Source organism: Nonomuraea ceibae (assembly GCF_019396325.1).
Classification (GTDB): Bacteria; Actinomycetota; Actinomycetes; order Streptosporangiales; family Streptosporangiaceae; genus Nonomuraea; species Nonomuraea ceibae.
In genome coordinates, this window is record NZ_JAHKRO010000163.1 from 1 (window position 1) to 17238 (window position 17238).

General features: G+C 74.1%; 14 protein-coding genes. 9 read left to right on the forward strand and 5 right to left on the reverse strand.

Going from position 1 to position 17238, the window contains the following annotated elements; genetic code table 11:
• The coding region (locus KME80_RS46140; protein ID WP_219518215.1) for an acyl-CoA dehydrogenase family protein at positions 1–634 on the reverse strand (634 nt) is incomplete at its 3' end.
• Positions 631–1809: an acyl-CoA dehydrogenase family protein gene (locus KME80_RS46145; protein WP_308126216.1), complete on the reverse strand. Its 1179-nt coding sequence runs from the start codon at positions 1807–1809 to the stop codon at positions 631–633. The genes KME80_RS46140 and KME80_RS46145, both read right to left, overlap by 4 nt.
• A 160-nt stretch (positions 1810–1969) precedes the next feature.
• Here KME80_RS46145 and KME80_RS46150 point away from each other — a divergent pair, with 160 nt between their 5' ends.
• Complete coding sequence (locus tag KME80_RS46150; RefSeq protein WP_308126217.1) at positions 1970–3307, forward strand: sensor histidine kinase; 1338 nt, start codon at positions 1970–1972, stop codon at positions 3305–3307.
• A gap of 56 nt (positions 3308–3363) precedes the next feature.
• Positions 3364–3963, forward strand: a complete 600-nt coding sequence (locus tag KME80_RS46155; protein WP_219518216.1) for a TetR/AcrR family transcriptional regulator — start codon at positions 3364–3366, stop codon at positions 3961–3963.
• 4 nt (positions 3964–3967) lie between these two features.
• Here KME80_RS46155 and KME80_RS46160 read toward each other — a convergent pair whose 3' ends face one another.
• Complete coding sequence (locus KME80_RS46160) at positions 3968–4726, reverse strand: class I SAM-dependent methyltransferase (RefSeq protein ID WP_219518217.1); 759 nt, start codon at positions 4724–4726, stop codon at positions 3968–3970.
• 49 nt (positions 4727–4775) lie between these two features.
• Between KME80_RS46160 and KME80_RS46165 the strand changes: the two genes are divergently transcribed.
• Together KME80_RS46165 and KME80_RS53080 are read left to right on the forward strand one after the other, a co-directional pair.
• On the forward strand, positions 4776–5411 hold the full coding sequence (locus tag KME80_RS46165) for a copper resistance CopC family protein (protein ID WP_219518218.1): 636 nt from the start codon (positions 4776–4778) through the stop codon (positions 5409–5411).
• Positions 5408–6436, forward strand: a complete 1029-nt coding sequence (locus KME80_RS53080) for a CopD family protein (protein WP_219518220.1) — start codon at positions 5408–5410, stop codon at positions 6434–6436. The genes KME80_RS46165 and KME80_RS53080 overlap by 4 nt, the downstream gene beginning before the upstream one ends.
• Here KME80_RS53080 and KME80_RS52410 read toward each other — a convergent pair.
• Positions 6394–7446 carry a hypothetical protein gene (locus tag KME80_RS52410; protein ID WP_308126218.1) on the reverse strand — a complete coding sequence of 351 codons (1053 nt, stop codon included), beginning with the start codon at positions 7444–7446 and terminating at the stop codon, positions 6394–6396. The genes KME80_RS53080 and KME80_RS52410 overlap by 43 nt on opposite strands.
• Before the next feature lie 127 nt (positions 7447–7573).
• The gene (locus KME80_RS46180) at positions 7574–8935 is read right to left on the reverse strand and encodes a cytochrome P450 (RefSeq protein WP_219518222.1); all 1362 of its coding nucleotides are present in this window, start codon (positions 8933–8935) and stop codon (positions 7574–7576) included.
• A 25-nt stretch (positions 8936–8960) separates the two neighbouring features.
• Here KME80_RS46180 and KME80_RS53085 point away from each other — a divergent pair, with 25 nt between their 5' ends.
• The 5 genes from KME80_RS53085 to KME80_RS46205 form a co-directional block, all read left to right on the forward strand.
• Positions 8961–9368 (forward strand): PaaI family thioesterase, encoded by a 408-nt coding sequence (locus tag KME80_RS53085; protein ID WP_219518224.1) that lies wholly within the window; start codon positions 8961–8963, stop codon positions 9366–9368.
• Between the two features lie 46 nt (positions 9369–9414).
• Positions 9415–12069, forward strand: a complete 2655-nt coding sequence (locus KME80_RS46190) for an alpha/beta fold hydrolase (protein ID WP_219518227.1) — start codon at positions 9415–9417, stop codon at positions 12067–12069.
• A complete protein-coding gene (locus KME80_RS46195; protein ID WP_219518229.1) occupies positions 12066–12911 on the forward strand; it encodes an ABC transporter permease in 846 nt (281 codons plus the stop codon). Before KME80_RS46190 ends, KME80_RS46195 begins: the two co-directional genes overlap by 4 nt.
• Before the next feature lie 170 nt (positions 12912–13081).
• The gene (locus tag KME80_RS46200; RefSeq protein ID WP_219518232.1) at positions 13082–14266 is read left to right on the forward strand and encodes an FAD-dependent monooxygenase; all 1185 of its coding nucleotides are present in this window, start codon (positions 13082–13084) and stop codon (positions 14264–14266) included.
• A gap of 75 nt (positions 14267–14341) precedes the next feature.
• Positions 14342–17238 (forward strand): AfsR/SARP family transcriptional regulator (locus tag KME80_RS46205; protein WP_219518234.1); only part of this gene is annotated, 2897 nt, incomplete at its 3' end.

Here is a 17238-nt window from a genome sequence, read left to right on the forward strand (position 1 = left end):
CGGCGCCCAGCGCGACGGCCAGCCGGTCGGCGACGCCGGCGGCGTCCGGGAGGGGGCCGAGCACCCGGGCGGCGGCCGCCGTGAGCTCGACGCGGGCCTGGCCGCGCGTGAGGTCGAGGGTCTCCAGCGGCGTCCGCGTGACGCCCGGGCCGTCGAGTGTGACGGCCGTCAGGACGGCGCCCCCGTCCGTCGTCGCGGGCACCAGCAGCACGTCCGCGTCCATGCCGGACAGCACCTGCGGCAGCGTGCCGGTGAGCTCGCCGTCGCGCAGCGGGATCGCGGCCCCGGGCAGGACGAGGGCGGCGGCGATCCGGCCTTCGGCGATGCCGGTCAGCAGCTCCTTGTCGGGCGTGCCGGCCAGCGCGATCGCGGCGAACGTCGTGGCCAGGAACGGGCCGGGCAGCAGCGCCGCGCCCGTCTCCTCCAGGGCGACGGCCAGGTCGGCGAACCCGGCGCCGGCGCCGCCGTACTCCTCGCCGACGATCAGGCCCGCCAGGCCGAGCTCGCCGTTGAGCCGCGCGTAGACGGCGGGGTCGTAGCCCTCGCGGGCCTTGGGCAGCGGCGAGGCGGCGGCCAGGAACGCGCGGACGGCGGCGCGCAGCTCCTGCTGCTCCTGGCTGAGTACGAGCTTCACGCCTGCGTCCCCACCTTCAGGTCCTTGAACGGCACGGTCTTGTCCACCCGGGGCTCCGGCGGCAGGCCGAGCACCCGGTCGCCGACGATGTTGCGCATGATCTCGTTGGTGCCGCCGCCGAGCGCCATGCCGGGGGCGGCGGCGAGCGTGAAGCCGAGCGGGTGGTCGCCGACGACCGACTCGGGGCCGGTCAGGCGGGTGGCCAGGTCGGCCTGGAACAGGTAGAGCTCGGCCAGCAGCAGCTTGGCGGCGCTGCCCCGGGCGCCGGGGAACTGCCCGGCGCTGGTCTCCTGGGCCAGCCGCTGGTTGAACAGCGCCAGCGCGCGGGTGCGGATGTGCAGCTCGACGAGCTCGTCGCGGACCAGCGGGTCGCCGGTGTCGAGGGTGCGGCGCAGCGCCTCCAGCGAGGCGGGGTTGTCACGCTGACCGCTCATGCCGACGCCGGCGGAGATCGACAGCCGCTCGTGCAGCAGGGTCGTGACGGCGACGCTCCAGCCGTCGTTCACCTCGCCGATGCGGTGCTCGTCGGGGATGTGCACGTCGTCGAAGAAGATCTCGTTGAAGTTGGCGCGGCCGCTCATGTCGCGCAGCGGGCGCACGGTGACGCCCGGGTGGCGCATGTCCACCACGAACATCGTCAGGCCCCGGTGCTTGGGCACGTCCACGTCGGTGCGGGCGAGCAGCAGCCCCCAGTCGGCGTGCTGGGCGACCGACGTCCACACCTTCTGCCCGTTGACCACCCAGCCGGCGCCGTCGCGCACGGCCCGCGTCTGGAGGGCGGCCACGTCGCTGCCGGCGCCCGGCTCGGAGAAGAGCTGGCACCAGATCTCCTCGCCGCGCAGCAGCGGGCGCAGGAAGCGCTCGCGCTGCTCGTCGGTGCCCCGGTCGACGATCGTCGGGCCGGTCATGCCCAGGCCGATCGAGAAGACGTAGGTGGGCAGCGTGTAGTCCTTGGCCTCGGCGGCGAACGCCCGCTCCTCCGCCTGGGTCAGGCCCTGGCCGCCCCACCGCTCCGGCCACGTGATGCCGGAGTAGCCGGCGTCGTGCAGCCGGGCCATGAAGTCCTTCGCCCGGGCGATCGGGTCGCCGCCGGGTTCGTCGTCCGATGGTGCGTTCTCCCGCAGCCAGTCCCTGGCCGCACGCCGGTAATCAGCGAGGTTCACAGCGAGATTCACATCGACTCCTCGGCAATCAGTGCTCACTTACTCTAACCAGCGCGCGGCGGGGCGTACAGAGCATTGATCTGGAGGTGTTTTAGGGGGATTTGTCGTTGAATCTCCGCTAATTAGCATTGCCGTGACCTAATGTGATCACCTGATTACCGGAGGGGGAGGTGTGATCACGCGGTTCGGCGGCTCCATGCGCAGGCGGCTGGCACTGTTCGCCAGCTTGGCCATGGCGCTGATCTGCGTCGTGGTCAACTCCTTCGTGCTGTACGCGCTCTACAACGCGACCGTCGAGTACAAGCGCGTCGAGGTCGTCGACTACGCGCTGCACGTCGTCCACATGATCAAGCGGAACCGGCTGCCCGACAGGATCAGCTCCGGGATGGACGGCGTCCAGGTCGTCGACGCCTCCGGCCGGGTGATCGCCGCCGGCGAGCACCTCACCGGGGCGCCGCGCATCAGCCACCTGTCGCCGCACGCCAACAGCGTCAACCACGTCGACGTCATCTGCGACGTGCCCGCGCTGCCCGACGGCTGCCAGATGCTGGCCGTCTTCCGCGTCTACCAGCCCGAGGGCGACTGGCTGGTGTACGTCAGCGACGCCACCGTCCCCTGGTACGTCACGCCGCAGGTGCCGCTCTTCCTGTTCGGGCTGTCGGCCGGGCTGGTGACCCTGACCTGGCTCGGCGTGTCCCGGGTGGTGGCCAGGACGCTCGCGCCGGTGGACCGGATCCGCGCCAAGCTCGCCGACGTCAGCGCCACGCGCAGCGGCATGCGGGTGCCGGTGCCGGAGACCGACGACGAGATCCGCGACCTGGCCCTGACCGCCAACCAGACGCTCGACCGGCTGGAGGAGGCCGCCGAGCAGCAGCGCCGCTTCGCCTCCGACGCCTCCCACGACCTGCGCAGCCCCATCACCGCCATGCGCGCCCAGGTGGAGGAGGCGATGCTGCACCCGCACGACGCCGACTGGCCGCAGACCGGCGAGGCGCTGCTGGCCAGCCTGGACCGGCTGCAGGCGATCGTCAGCGACCTGCTGACGCTGGCCAAGCTGGACGCGGGCGAGCCGCCCCGGCTGGAGCCGGTGGACCTGGGCGAGCTGGTCACCGCCGAGACCCGCAGGCCCCGCGCGCACCGGGTGGTCGTCACCGTCCAGCCCGGCGTGGTCGTCACCGGCGACCGGCTGCGCCTGGCCCGCCTGCTCACCAACCTGCTCGACAACGCCGACCGCCACGCCGAGTGCACGGTCATCGTCACCGTCAGGAAGGACGGCCAGGCGATGCTGGAGGTGCTGGACGACGGCGCCGGCATCGCGCCGGACAAGCGGGAGATGGTCTTCAACCGGTTCACCCGGCTGGACGCCTCGCGCAGCCGCGACGCGGGCGGCACCGGGCTGGGCCTGCCGATCGCGCGGGAGATCGCCGCCGCCCATCACGGAACGCTCACGATCGAGGATTCGGAGACCGGCGCTCGGTTCGTTCTGCGCCTTCCGCTCCGGGAAACGTAATGCTTGTCCTTTTTGTCCCTACGAATACCTCTGAGCGTTGATTAAAGTAACCGGCTGTGACTCCAGGTTTTAGCCGGTTACGGCGCGAAGATTTGCTGAAGACCGCCTGCGAAGTGATCGCCGCACAAGGATTCGGGCATACGAGGACAGTCGACATCGCCCGGGCCGCGGGGGTCAGCCAGGCGCTGCTCTTCTACCACTTCGAGACGAAGGACGGGCTGTTCGCCCAGGCCTTCGCCTACGCCGCCCGGCGGCACCTGGACGCCCTGGCCGGAGTGGAACGCTCCCCCCGGCCGCCGCTCGACCGGCTGCGCGCCCTGCTGCGGCTCTGCTCCCCCGGCGGCTCCCCCGAAGGCTGGCGGCTGTGGATCGACGCCTGGGCCGAGTCCATGCGGAGCAAGGACCTGGAGGAGACCTCCCGGCGCCTCGACGTGCAGGGCAGGCTCGTGATGCGCGGCATCATCGAGGCCGGCGTCGCCTCCGGCGACTTCACCTGCGACGACCCCGACGACGCCACCTGGCGCATCTTCGCGCTGAGCGACGGGCTGGCCATCCAGCTGAACGTGCACGGCAGGGTCCTGTCGCGCCGCCGCGCCAGCCGGCTCGTCCGCACCGCCGCCGCCCGCGAGCTGGGGCTGACCGCCGAGGACCTGTGACCTGTCAGTACCGCCTGGCGACCAGCACCGACGTGACGACCCGCTGCTCCCACACCCCCGACGGGCGCGCCTCCAGCAGCGCCTCACGCACGGCGGCGGCGAACCGCGTCACCCGGTCGCCGAGCCGCGCCGGCGAGCTGTAGGAGTAGGACAGCTGCAGGCCGACCACGGCGTCCACGTCCCGGAGCAGCGTCCAGGCGAACTGCGCCTCCTCCAGCCGGCAGAACGGCGAGCGCTTCAGCACGTCATCGTGGTGCTCGCCGGTCGCCTGGAACGAGTCGCGGGCCGTCATCTCCCCCAGCCCGAACCTCTCCCGCACCGCCCGCACCACCGGCTCCCACGGCTCGTCCGGATGATCCCTCGACGGGCCCACCAGCATCACCGTGCCGCCCGGCGGCAGCAGCACGTCCAGCTCCGCCAGCACCGCCCGCCGGTCCATCCAGTGGAACGAGCGGCCCATCACCACGTGGTCGAACGGGGGCAGCGCCGCCAGCGTCGTGGAGTCGCCGCGCAGCCAGCGGACGTTGCCCGCCCCCTCCGCCAGCTGCTCGCCCGCCGCCAGCATCGCCGGGTCCGGGTCCACCGCGATCACCTCGCGCACCCGCGCCGCCAGCGGGATCGCCACCGTGCCCGGCCCGCAGCCCAGGTCCAGCACGCACGCGCCCGAGCCGGCCACCCGCGCCAGGTAGGCGATCGCCTCGTCGCCGTGCGGGGCTCGATAACGGGCGTAGTAGGAAGCCGCACCGCCGAACAGGTCACTCATGGATGGCACCATAGACGGGATTTGAACACGCTCGATGGAAGGTTGTTCGTTGAGGCGGCTACTCACGGTCCTGCTGCTGGCGGCCTGCGCGGCGGCGGGCCTGGCGTCCCCCGCGTGGGCGCACAACGTGCTGGTCGGCAGCGACCCGGCCGACGGGGCGACGCTGGCCGCGCCGCCGTCGCGGATCACGCTGACCTTCGACCAGCCCGCGCGCCAGGGCTACGCCCAGATCGGCGTCACCGGCGGCGACGGCTCCGCGTGGGCCGACGGGGCCGCCGTGGTGTCGGCCGAGAAGGTGTCCGTCGCGGTCAGGCCGATGCCGGCCGGGAGCTACGTGGTCGGCTACCGCATCCTGTCGTCCGACGGGCACCCGGTGACCGGCAAGCTCACCTTCACCGTCGCCGGGACCGGCGCCGCCGCCCCGTCCGGTGACGCCGCCACCGCCCCCGCCGCCGCCCCCGACGCGGGCGCCGCCGCCGCCGAGGCCGCGGCCAACGGGGGCGCGGGGATGGCCGTGGTGTGGATCGTCGCCGCCCTCTTCATCCTGGCCGCCGGCACCGCCCTGGCCCTCCGCCGCGCCGCCCCGCCTCCCACCGGCCCTTCCAGCACCGCCGAGGGCGGAGCTTCGGAGGGCGTAGAGTCCGGTGGTTCCGGCGGGCGTGACGGGAAGGGGGCGCGGGCGTGACGGCCACGCAGGTCGCCGCCGGGAGGGCGGTCCGGGGGCAGCTCGCGGGCGGCGTGTTCGCCGTGAGCGCGGTGGTCGCCGCCGTCGTCGCGAGCACGCTGACCGCGCAGGAGGCCGTGCCCGGCATCCCGATGCCGGGGCCGCTGGTCACCGTGGGCCTGCCGGTGGTGCGGGTGCTGCTCGACGTGGCCGCCGTGGCCGTCGTCGGGCTGAGCCTGGTGCCGAAGCTGCTCGGGTTCGACGCCCCCGAGCGCAGCGAGCCGGTGCTGCGCCGGGTCCGGCCGCTCGCCGTCACCGCCGCCTGGGCGTGGGCGGTGTGCGCGCTGCTGACGATCGTGTTCCAGACCGCCGAGCTGAACCCCGGCCGCGTCCCCACGCTCGGCATGATCGCCTCGTACGTCGACACCGTCGGCACCGGCCAGGGCCTGCTGTTCAGCGCGGCGTGCGCGCTGGCGGCGGCGGGGATCGGCCTGATGGCGGTGCGGTTCGGCGAGAAGGTTCCGGCCGAGCTGCGCATCGTGGTCGCGCTGTTCGGGCTGCTGCCGATCCCCGTGACCGGTCACGCGGTGGACTCGGTGTGGCACGACCCCATCATGATCATGATGGAGGTGCACGTGATCGGCGCCGCCGCGTGGACGGGCGGGCTGATCGCGCTGGCGGTGTTCGTGGCGCCGCGCGCGGAGCTGCTGGCCGTGGCGCTGCCGCGCTTCTCCAGGCTGGCGACCGTGTGCCTGCTCATGGTGGGCCTGTCGGGCCTGGTCAGCGGCCTCGGCACGATGGCGCTGACGCCCGGCGTGGAGCTGCCCGGGGCGATCGTGACCAGCCAGTACGGGCTGCTCGTCGTGGTCAAGGTGACCCTGACGGCGCTGCTGGTGCCGCTGGCCGCGCACATCAGGTTCCGGCTGCTGCCGGCCATCCGCGCGGGCCGGGCCACGGCCGTCGCCGGCTGGGCGACGGCCGAGGTCGCGGTGATGGGCCTGGCCTACGGGGTGGCGGTGGCGATCACCCGGGCCTCGATCGGCTGACGGCGGCCGGCCCACCATTCGCAGGCCAGCCAGACGACCAGCAGGCCGAGCCCCGCCCACACGGCCGACGCCGTGGCCAGGGGCGGCGAACCGTGCAGCCCCTCCTGTCCCTTGAGGAACCCGTACACCGGGCCCATGACCGCGTCCTGCGCGATGAGCGCGCCGTAGACGCCGGCGGTCGCGCCGGCGGCGCCGACGACGGCGCGCACGGCCGGATGGCGCAGCGCGAACGCCAGGTCGACCAGCAGGCCGCCGGCCACCAGGAAGAACGGCACCGCCGACGGCGGGAAGCCGGCCACGGTGAGCAGGGGCCAGATCGCCACCCGGAACACCACGTACGCGGCGGCCACCAGCGTCGCCGCGCCGAACCTGCCGATCATCATCCGGGCCGCGACCAGCACGCCCAGCCCGGCGACGACCGCGTACACGGGGTAGAGCGTGTCGGGGACGGGCAGCGTGAAGTTGGTGATCATGATGCGGTCGACCGGGCGGCCCATCTGCTCGGCGGCGAAGTCGAGCAGGATCTTCTCGGCGTAGACCACCTTGTTGTCCCAGGCGCCGAGCGACAGGATGCCGTACTCCTGGTGCTGCTCGGGGAAGTGCACGTTCTCCAGGAAGAACGCCAGGAACGCGCCCAGCACCACCGTGCGCTCGCGGCCGGGCGGCGCGCCCATGAACCAGCCCCGGACCACGCCGGCGATCATGAAGAACGTGCCGACGTACAGCATGATGTGGGACGGGCTCCACGACGTGATGTCGAGGCCGTTGATGCGGTGGTTGATCAGGTCGAGCGGCACCGCGACGAGGAACACGCCGGTGCCCCACTGGATCAGCCGGAGCGCGGCCCGGTCGACGCCGTAGCCGGTGTAGCCGTGGATGATCGTCAGGGCGACCACGATGGCGGTGCCGGCCGAGTTGAGCAGGTGCGGCGGGGCCAGGTCGTCGCGCAGCCACATGAAGTGCCACGAGACGTCCCACGCCGAGCCGAGGACCTTCAGGGCAAACGCCACCAGCCACCCGAAATACAGCACACGGAACAGATCATGCGGCGTCTCGCGTCCCGCGGGGCCCCTCGTCCAGTAGGGCAGGGCCCAGTTCTTAAGCGTCGCTGGTGACATCACGGCGCAAATCTTACGGTCATGCCGGTGGGCGGCTCACGGCCCGGCGGCGGCGCAGCCGTACCGGTAGGTGTTTGAGACCGTTCTGGAAGTTGGAGGTGAGGCGGCGCGGGGCGCCCGTCAGCGTGACGTCCCAGGAGAGCAGTTCGCCGAAGACGGCGCGCATCTGGGCGCGGGCGAGGTGCGCGCCCAGGCAGAGGTGCGGGCCGGCGCCGAAGCTGACGTGGTCGTTCGGGGCGCGGCCGACGTCGAAGCGGTCGGGGTCGGGGAAGACCGACGGGTCGCGGTTGGCGGAGGCGTGGTAGACGACGACCTTGTCCCCCCTGCGGATCCACTGCCCGCCGAGCGTGAGGTCGCGGGTGGCGGTGCGCCGGAAGTCCATCACCGGCGGCCAGAAGCGCAGCATCTCCTCCACGGCCGGGCCGAGCAGCGACGGGTCCTCGCGCAGCCGGGCCAGCTCCCCCGGGTGGCCGAGGAGCGTGAGCAGGCCGCCGGGGATGCCGTTGCGCAGGGTCTCGTTCCCGGCGACGGCGAACAGGAAGAACATGTTCTCGAACTCGGCCTCCGTCAGGCCGCCGCGCAGCATGGCGGACATCACCGAGTCGCCCGGCGGGCTCACGGCCAGCGCGTGCGCGTAGGCGAACATGTCGGCGAGCGCCGCCCGGGAGCGCGGGTTCACGCCGGGACGCGGCTCCGGGCGCCGGGCGACCGCCTGGCGGCCCATCGGGGTGAGCGCGTCCGTCTCGGCCGTGGACAGGCCCGCGTAGTCGGCGTCCTGGTAGCCGATCACCCGCGACGCCCAGTCGTACAGCAGCCTCCGGTCGCGGTCCGGCACGCCCATGACGTGCGCGAGCGTCCACACGGGCAGGTCGGCGGCCACCTCGACGAAGTCGCACTCGCCCTCGGCGAACAGGCCGCGCGCACGCTCGGCGATCTCCCGCTCCAGGGCCCGCACGGCGCGCGGGGTGAACGCGGCGGCGACGATCCGGCGCAGCCTGGAGTGCGCGGGCGGGTCGGTGTTGAGCATCATCGCCCGGACGAACTCCAGGTCGGCCGGGGTGTCGGGGTCGCGGATCTGGGTGGCGCCGAGATGGGAGGAGAAGTCCTCAGGGGTGCGCAGGACGTGCTTGACGTCGGCGTGCCGGAACACCGCCCAGTAGCCGGGCCCCTCCTTCCACGGGCCGACCGCCGGTTCGGGGATCCGGCAGACGGGCGCTTCCCTGCGCAGCCGGGCGAACAGCTCGTACGGGACGGCCCGCTCGTACGTGGACGGCAGGAAGACGTCTTCCCGCAGGTCACCTTGGGTGTGGCCGGTGTCGTCCACAGGGGAGGCCGTTCCGGGCGTGCCGTCCACAGGAGGTCGCGGCGTCTCCTCGCTCATGACGTCCAGGGTGCAGGATGGGCGCGTGACTCCAGAAGAGGGACAGGCGATCCTCGCCGAATACTTCGCGCCCTGGGTGCGGCGGCTCGGCCTGCTGGTCGAGGAGGTGGGCGACCGGCACGCCGTGCTGCGCCTGCCGTGGTCGGCCGAGCTGGCCCGGGAGGGCGGCGGGCTGAGCGGCCAGGCGATGATGGCCGCCGCCGACACCGCCACCGTCGTCGCGATCTCCGCCGCCCGGGGCGGGTTCGTGCCGATGACGACCGTGCAGCAGTCCACGACGTTCCAGCGGCCGGTCGTGGACAAGGACGTGCTGGTCGAGGTCCGCATCTCCAAGCTGGGGCGCACGCTGGCCTTCAGCGAGGTCACGCTCACCGCCGCGGGCGAGAGCGACCCGGCCGCCCGCGCCTCGACGGTCTACGCCCTCCTCGCATGATCGCGTCTCAGAAATCTCTCAGGTGGGGAAAGTAGGATTCCACCTCATGAAACGTACGGCCGCGCTGGTCGCGGTGCTCGCCCTGCTGGGGGTGACGACGTGGCTGGTGTGGCCGTCAGCGCCCGACGCGCGCGGCCAGGACCAGATGATCACCGTCGTCGACGGCCCCGCCGACGACCAGCGGGTCCAGATCGACACCACGTTCTACCCGCCGGCCGGTGCTGACAAGGCGCCCGCGGTGCTGCTCGCGCACGGGTTCGGCGGCAGCAAGCGCAGCGTGAGCGAGCAGGCCGAGCGCCTGGCCGGGTCGGGCTACGCGGTGCTGACCTGGTCGGCGCGCGGCTTCGGCCGCTCCGGCGGCGAGATCGCGCTCAACTCCGCCGACTACGAGGTCAAGGACGTCAAGCAGCTCATCGACTGGCTGGCCAAGCGGCCGGAGGTCGCGCTCGACGGGTCGGGCGACCCACGCGTCGGCATCGCGGGCGGCTCCTACGGCGGCGCGATCGCGCTCATGACGGCCGCCCATGACGCCCGCGTCGACGCGATCGTGCCCCAGATCACCTGGTCCGACCTGGCCGACGCGCTCTTCCCCGACGCCACCGGCCAGGGGCCCGCGAACGGCGTGTTCAAGCGCATGTGGGCGGGCATCTTCTTCGGCCGGGGCGGCGCGGGCGTGCCGCAGGGCCTGGAGGCGCTCACCGAGCGGCCCGAGCCGCTCACCGCCGAGCAGGCGCGCTGCGGCCGGTTCCTGCCCGCGATCTGCGAGATCTACCAGGAGGTCGCCAAGACCGGCAAGGCCACGCCGGAGGCGATCGAGCTGCTGCGCAAGTCGAGCCCCGTCTCCGTCGCGGGCCGGATCAAGGCGCCGACGCTGCTCATCCAGGGGCAGCGCGACTCGCTGTTCCCGCTCGACCACGCCGACGCCAACGCCAAGGCGATCGCCGCCGCGGGCACCCCGGTCAGCCTGGCCTGGTTCGACGGCGGCCACGACGGCGGCGACGGCGAGGCCGAATGGCTGTACGAGCAGACGGCGGCCTGGTTCGACCACTACCTGAAGAACGCCGGCGCCACCGCCCCGCAGGCCGCCACCACTCCCGCCGGCACCGGCACCACCGCCGAAACCGCCGCCGGGACGCCTGTCAGCGCCTTCACCGTGACCCGCGACGGCGGCCGCGACCCGGGCACCCGGCAGCGCATCCGCCTGCACCCCGAGGCCACCGCCTATCCCGGCCTGGGCGGCACCGACGTCACCGACGTCCCGCTCGCCGGACCCGAGCAGCACGTCGTCAACCCGCCCGGCGGCTCACCCGCCTCGATCTCCACGGTCCCGGGCGTCGGCAGCCTGCTCGGCGGCGGCAGCGGTCAGAGCGGCATGAGCGTCTCGCTCGACATGCCCGGCCAGAGCGCCGCGTTCGAGTCCGCGCCGCTCACCGAGCCGCTCCAGCTCACGGGCTCGCCCACGGCCAGGATCAAGGTGTCGGGCTCGGGCGAGGTGACCCTGTTCGCCAAGCTGTTCGACGTCCCCGACTCGATGCAGCCGCCGACCCTGCCCGCCGGTCTGGTCGCGCCCCTGCGCGTGACGATCCCCGAGGACGCGGGCAGCGCCGAGGTCACCGTCACGCTCCCGGCCGTCGACCACCGCTTCGAGATCGGCCACCGGCTGCGGCTGGTCGTCGCCACGACCGACATGGGCTACGCGACCCCGGCCGAGCCGGCCTCCTACCGCGTCGCCCTCGCCTCCCCCACGGTGTCCGTCCCGACGGTCGCCACCCTCGCCGCCCCGCCCGCCGGGATCGCCTGGTGGGTGTGGGCGATGCCGCTGGCGGCCCTCCTCGTCGCCGCCGCCGTCCTCGCCACCGGCCGCCGCCGCCCGGCCCCGGCCTCCGTCGAAGCTGGCACGTCACCGGACGCCGTGGCTTCCTCCGCCGCCGAAGCGGGGGCGCCGGTGCCCGCCGGGGCGGCCGAGGTGCCGCTGGACATCCGGGGGCTGAGCAAGGCCTACCGCAACGGGGAGCCCGCCGTGGACGGCCTGTCGTTCCGGGTGGAGCAGGGCCAGGTGCTGGGCCTGCTCGGCCCCAACGGCGCCGGCAAGACGACCACGATGCGCATGATGATGGGCCTCATCCACCCCGACGGCGGCGAGATCCGGATCTTCGGCGAGCCCGTCACCCCCGGGGCGCCGGTCCTGTCCCGATTGGGCTCGTTCGTCGAGGGCCCCGGGTTCCTGCCGCACCTGTCCGGGCGCGACAACCTGGAGCTCTACTGGGCCGCCACCGGCCGCCCCGCCGCCGACGCCCGGTTCGACGAGGCGCTGGAGATCGCCGGTCTCGGCACCGCGCTGGAGCGGGCCGTGCGCACCTACTCGCAGGGCATGCGCCAGCGCCTGGCCATCGCCCAGGCCATGCTCGGCCTGCCGGACCTGCTCGTGCTCGACGAGCCCACCAACGGCCTCGACCCGCCCCAGATCCGGGAGATGCGCGAGGTGCTCAAGCGCTACGCGCGCGACGGCCGTACGGTGATCGTCTCCAGTCACCTGCTGGCCGAGGTGGAGCAGACCTGCACCCACGTGGTCGTCATGCAGCGCGGCAGGCTCGTGTCGGCCGGGCCGGTGTCGGCGCTGCTCAGCTCGGCCGCGACCGGCAACGGGCACGGGCCGCGCCTGGAAGACGTGTTCCTGGACCTCATCGGGGAGAAGGCATGACCGCCGCCACGGGCTATTCGCCCCGCCGGACCCTCCCGCTGAGGGTCGAGATCGTCAGGCAGTTCAAGCGGCGGCGCACGCTGGGCATGTTCGGGCTGCTGCTGGCGCTGCCGTGGATCCTGGTGATCGCGTTCCAGCTCGGCCCCGACGGCTTCGGCGACCAGTCGTCGCTGCGCATCTCCGACCTGGCCACGGCCAGCGGGCTCAACTTCGCGGCGTTCGCGCTGTCGGTGTCGGCGAGCTTCCTGCTGGTGGTCGCGGTGGCGCTGTTCTGCGGCGACACGGTGGCCAGCGAGGCCAACTGGTCGTCGCTGCGCTACCTGCTGGCGGCGCCGGTGCCGCGTGACCGGCTGCTGCGGCAGAAGCTCGTCGTGGCGCTCGGCTACTCGGCCGCCGCCGTGATCAGCCTGCCGCTGATGGCGCTCCTGGCGGGGACCCTGGCGTTCGGCTGGGCCGACATCCAGGTCCCCGGCACCGGCGAGACCATCCCGGCGCTCGACGTGCTGCCGCGCTTCGGCATCGTGATCGGTTACGCCATGGTCAGCCAGCTCGTCGTGGCGGCTCTGGCGTTCCTGATCTCCACGATGACCGATTCGCCGCTGGGCGCCGTGGGCGGGGCGGTCGGCCTGTGGATCGTCTGCACCATCCTCCAGGCGGTGGAGGCGCTGGGCGCGCTGCGCGAGTTCCTGCCCACGTTCTGGAACAACGCCTGGATCGACGCGCTCGCCCCGGAGCTGGACTGGAGCGGCATGGCCAAGGGCGCCTCGGTGTCGATCACGTACGCGGCCATCCTCATCGCCATCGCCTTCCGCCGCTTCCGCAGCAAGGACGTGGTGAGCTGACCGCGCCCTGGCGGGGGTGACGGTGGTGGTCCGGAGGCGCGCCGTCATGCGCCACCGGACCACGCCCGCTGATCCGCGCGACACGGGACACAGCAGCCCGCTGGTCCGTTGGACGTAGCGGTGCGGGACGGGTGGGCGGCGGTGGGGGCTGGGGCGGGTAAGGAGGTCTCATGACTCGTCGCGTACTCGTGTCCGGTGCCAGCATCGCCGGTCCTGCCGTGGCCTACTGGCTCGACCGCTACGGCTTCGACGTCACGGTCGTGGAGCGGGCTCCCGCGGTCCGGGGCGGTGGTTACGCCATCGACATCCGTGGCACCGCGCTCGGCGTGGTCGAGCGGATGGGGCTGCTTCCCCGGCTCCGGGACGCCCACGTCGACTCGCAGAAGGTCTCGTTCGTCGATCCGGGGGGCGAGGTGATCGCCGCCATCCCGGCCCAGGACGTGGTGGGCGGCACGGAGGGCGTCGACCTGGAGGTGCGGCGCGGCGACCTGGCCGACGCGCTCGTCGACGTGATCCGTGACCGGGTCGAGTTCCTGTTCGGCGACTCCGTCGCCGTCCTGCACGACGACGGCGACCGGGTGGAGGTCGCGTTCGACAGCGGCCGGACGCGGACGTACGACCTGGTGATCGGCGCCGACGGCCTGCATTCCAGCACCCGCGCCCACGTCTTCGGCCCCGAGAAGCCGTTCCACCGCTATCTGGGCTGCTGCTTCGCCGGGTTCACGCTGCCCGGCGACCTCGGCCTGGCGCACGAAGCGTTCATCTGGAACGTCCCGGGCAAGGCCGCCGTCCTCAACGCGCACGAGCCCGGCACTCCGGTGCACGGTTTCCTGGTGTTCGTCCGGGACGAACCGCCCTTCTACGTCCTGCGCGACCCCGCCGCCCTGCGTGACCTGGTCGCCGCCGAGTTCGCGGGCGCCGGTTGGGAGGTGCCCCGGCTGGTGGCCGCCATGCGCGAGGCCGACGACCTGTTCTTCGACCTCGTCAGCCAGATCCATCTGCCCGCCTGGTCGCGGGGCCGTGTCGCGCTGGTCGGCGACGCCGCGTACGCGCCCTCGTTCATGTCGGGGCAGGGGTCGAGCATCGCCCTCGTCGGCGCGTACGTCCTGGCGGGCGAGCTGGCCGTGCGGGACGGGCACGCGGCCGCGTTCGACGCCTACGAGAAGACGGCGCGGGAGTTCGTCGAGACGAACCAGGCCCTGGTCATGGGAGGCGGCTCCGCCCTCCTGCCCCGTACGCGGGAGGAGCTCGACGCGCGCAACGCGGCGCTGCGCGACCCGGAGCTGCTGCCCGGGAAGCAGGTGTCCGCCGCCAGCCTCAGCCTCGCCCTTCCCGACTACGGCCTCGCGGAGTGAGCCGCGCCCTGGTCCACGGGGGTGCGGTGATCGGGACGCGGCGGGCGTGTTGCCGGGATCGGGCAGAATCGGCGCATGCGGTTCGGTGTCCTGGGGGGCTTGGAGGTGCGCGGGGCCTCCGGTGAGGTGGTGTCCGTCGGCGGGCCCCGGCCGCGGGCGCTGCTGGTGATGCTGCTGCTGAACGCCGGCCGGGTGGTGACCGTCGAGGAGCTGATCGACGGGCAGTACGGGGAGGAGCCGCCGGTCGGGGCGGCCAACGCGGTGCAGGCACAGGTGTCGCGGTTGCGGCGGGGGCTCGGGGCCGGGCTGGTCGAGTTCCACGGGAACGGGTACCGGCTGGCGGTCGATCCGGACGAGGTGGACGCGCACAGGTTCGAGCGGCTGGCCCGGGAGGGGCGGCGGCTGGTGGCGGCCGGGCACCACGCGCGGGGGGCGGCGCTGCTGCGGGAGGGCCTGGCGTTGTGGCGCGGGCCGGCGCTGAGCGACCTGCCGTCGGGCGGGGCGCAGGCGGCTCGGCTGGAGGAGCTGCGGCTCGGGGCGCTGGAGGATCTGGCGGAGGCCGAGCTGGGGTTGCCCGAGGGGGCTTCGGTGGCGGAGCTGCGGGGGCTGGTGGACGCGCATCCGTTGCGGGAGCGGCTGCGGGCGCAGCTGATGCGGGCGCTGCACGCGGCGGGGCGGCAGGCCGAGGCGCTGGAGGTGTTCGAGGAGGGGCGGCGGCTGCTGGCGGACGAGCTGGGGGTCGATCCCGGCGCCGAGCTGGCGGGCGCTCACCTGGACGTGCTGCGGGGGGCCGAGCCGGTGCCCGTGGCGCGACGGGGTCTGCCCGCGCAGCTGACCAGCTTCGTGGGCCGGGAGGAGGAGCTGGCGCTGATCGGGCGGCTGCGGGATGCCCGGTTGGTCACCGTCGTGGGGCCTGGCGGCACCGGCAAGACCCGGCTGGCGGTCGAAGCGGCCGCGCGGGAGACGGCCGGTCCTGTTGCGGGGGGCGGGGCCGGGGCGGGTGGGGTGTGTTTCGTGGATCTCACTCCGCTGGCCGAGCTGACCGGCGAGGGGGTGGGGGGTGAGGAGGTCGCTCGCGTGGTGCTGGGGGCGCTCGGCGTGCGGGAGGGCGGGCTGCGGGCGCCGTACCCGGTGGACCCGGTGCGGCGGCTGGCGGCGGCGCTGGGCGGCGGGCGGGAGACGCTGCTCGTCCTCGACAACTGCGAGCACGTGGTGGGAGCGGCGGCCGGGCTGGTGCGGGAGCTGCTCGGGGAGTGCCCGGGGCTGCGGGTGCTGGCCACGAGCCGCGAACCGCTCGGGATCACCGGCGAGGCGCTGGTGACGCTGACGCCGCTGGCGACGCCGCCCGCCGGACGGACGGCAGTGGGTGAGGCGATGGCGTACCCGGCCGTGCGGCTGTTCGCGGACCGGGCGGGGGCCGTGCGGCAGGGGTTCGAGGTGGGGCCCCGCAACGTGGAGGCGGTCGTGCGGATCTGCGCGGCGCTGGAGGGGGTGCCGCTGGCGATCGAGCTGGCGGCGGCGCGGCTGCGGTCGTTCGGGGTGGAGGAGATCGCGGCGCGGCTGGCGGCGGACGGCCGGTTCCGGCTGCTGTCGCGCGGGGATCGTACGGCGGCGGCGCGGCACCGGACGTTGCGCGCGGCCGTCGAGTGGAGCTGGGACCTGCTGACGGCCGGTGAGCAGGCGCTGGCGCGGCGGTTCTCGGTGTTCGCGGGCGGCGCGACGGTGGCGGCGGTGGAGGAGGTGTGCGGGCTGGACGACGCGGCGGGGCTGCTGGGCGACCTGGTGGACAAGTCGCTCGTCGAGCACGCCGGCGGCCGGTACCGGATGCTGGAGACGATCCGGCTGTTCTGCGCGGAACGGCTGGCCGAGTCCGGCGAGCTCGAACCGACGCGGGAGCGGCACGGGCGCTGCTTCGAGGCGCTGGCGCAGCGGGCCGACCCGCACCTGCGGCGCGGCGAACAGCTGGAGTGGCTGCGGCGGCTGTCCGCCGACCACGGCAACCTCATGGGGGCGCTGCGCTGGGCCGTGCGCCACGACCGCGACAGGGCGCTGCGCATGGTGGCGGTGCTGGCGTCCTACTGGTGGCTGAGCGGGCGGCAGAGCCAGGCCGGGGAGCCCGCCGCCGAGCTGCTGGAGGCCGTCGGGCGGCCCGTCGAAGGGCTGGAGGAGGGGTACGTGATGTGCGTGGTGCACGCCTCTCCCCCGGCCGCGGCGGAGCACTGGGAGCGGGCGGCGGCGTTCGTCGCCGGGCTGGACCGGCCGTTGCGGCATCCGATCACCGCCGCGCTGTGGGGGATGACGGTGGGGCCGCCCGCGCGGCCGGTCGGGCCGGAGACCGACTGGGTGCTCGGCTCCGACCCGTGGAGCGAGGCGCTGGGGCGGCTCGGGCGGGCGCTGCTGCGGGTGATCGACGGCGATCCTGCCGGGGGTGAGCGGGATCTGGAGGACGTGCTCGGGCGGTTCCGCGCGGTGGGCGAGCGGTGGGGCATCGCGCAGGGGCTCGACTGGCTGGCCATGCTCGCCGGGTGGCGTGGCGACTGGCGGCGGGCCGGGGAGATGTGGCGGGAGGCGCTGGACCTGCTCGGCGAGCTGGGGGCGCTGGAGGAGATGGCGGACGTGCTCGGGCGGCAGGCCGAGGCGCTGGTGCGCGAAGGCGACCTGGCGGGCGGGGCCGCCGCCTACCGGCAGGCCGAGGAGGCCGCGCTGCGTGCCGGGCGGGGCGGGGCGCCGGTGATGGTGGAGGTGGGGCTGGGCGAGCTGGCCCAGGCGGCGGGTGACACGGGTGAGGCGCGGCGGCGGTTCGAGCGGGCGCTGGCCGCGTCGGAGAGCGGCGGGTTCGGGGCGCGGCAGGCGCGGGGGCGCGTGCTCGTCGCGCTGGCCCGCCTCACGGCGGCCGAGCGGCGGGCCGAGCGGCGGGCCGAGCGGCGGGCCGGTGTACGGGGGTCCGGTGTACGGGGGTCCGGGGGCGGCGG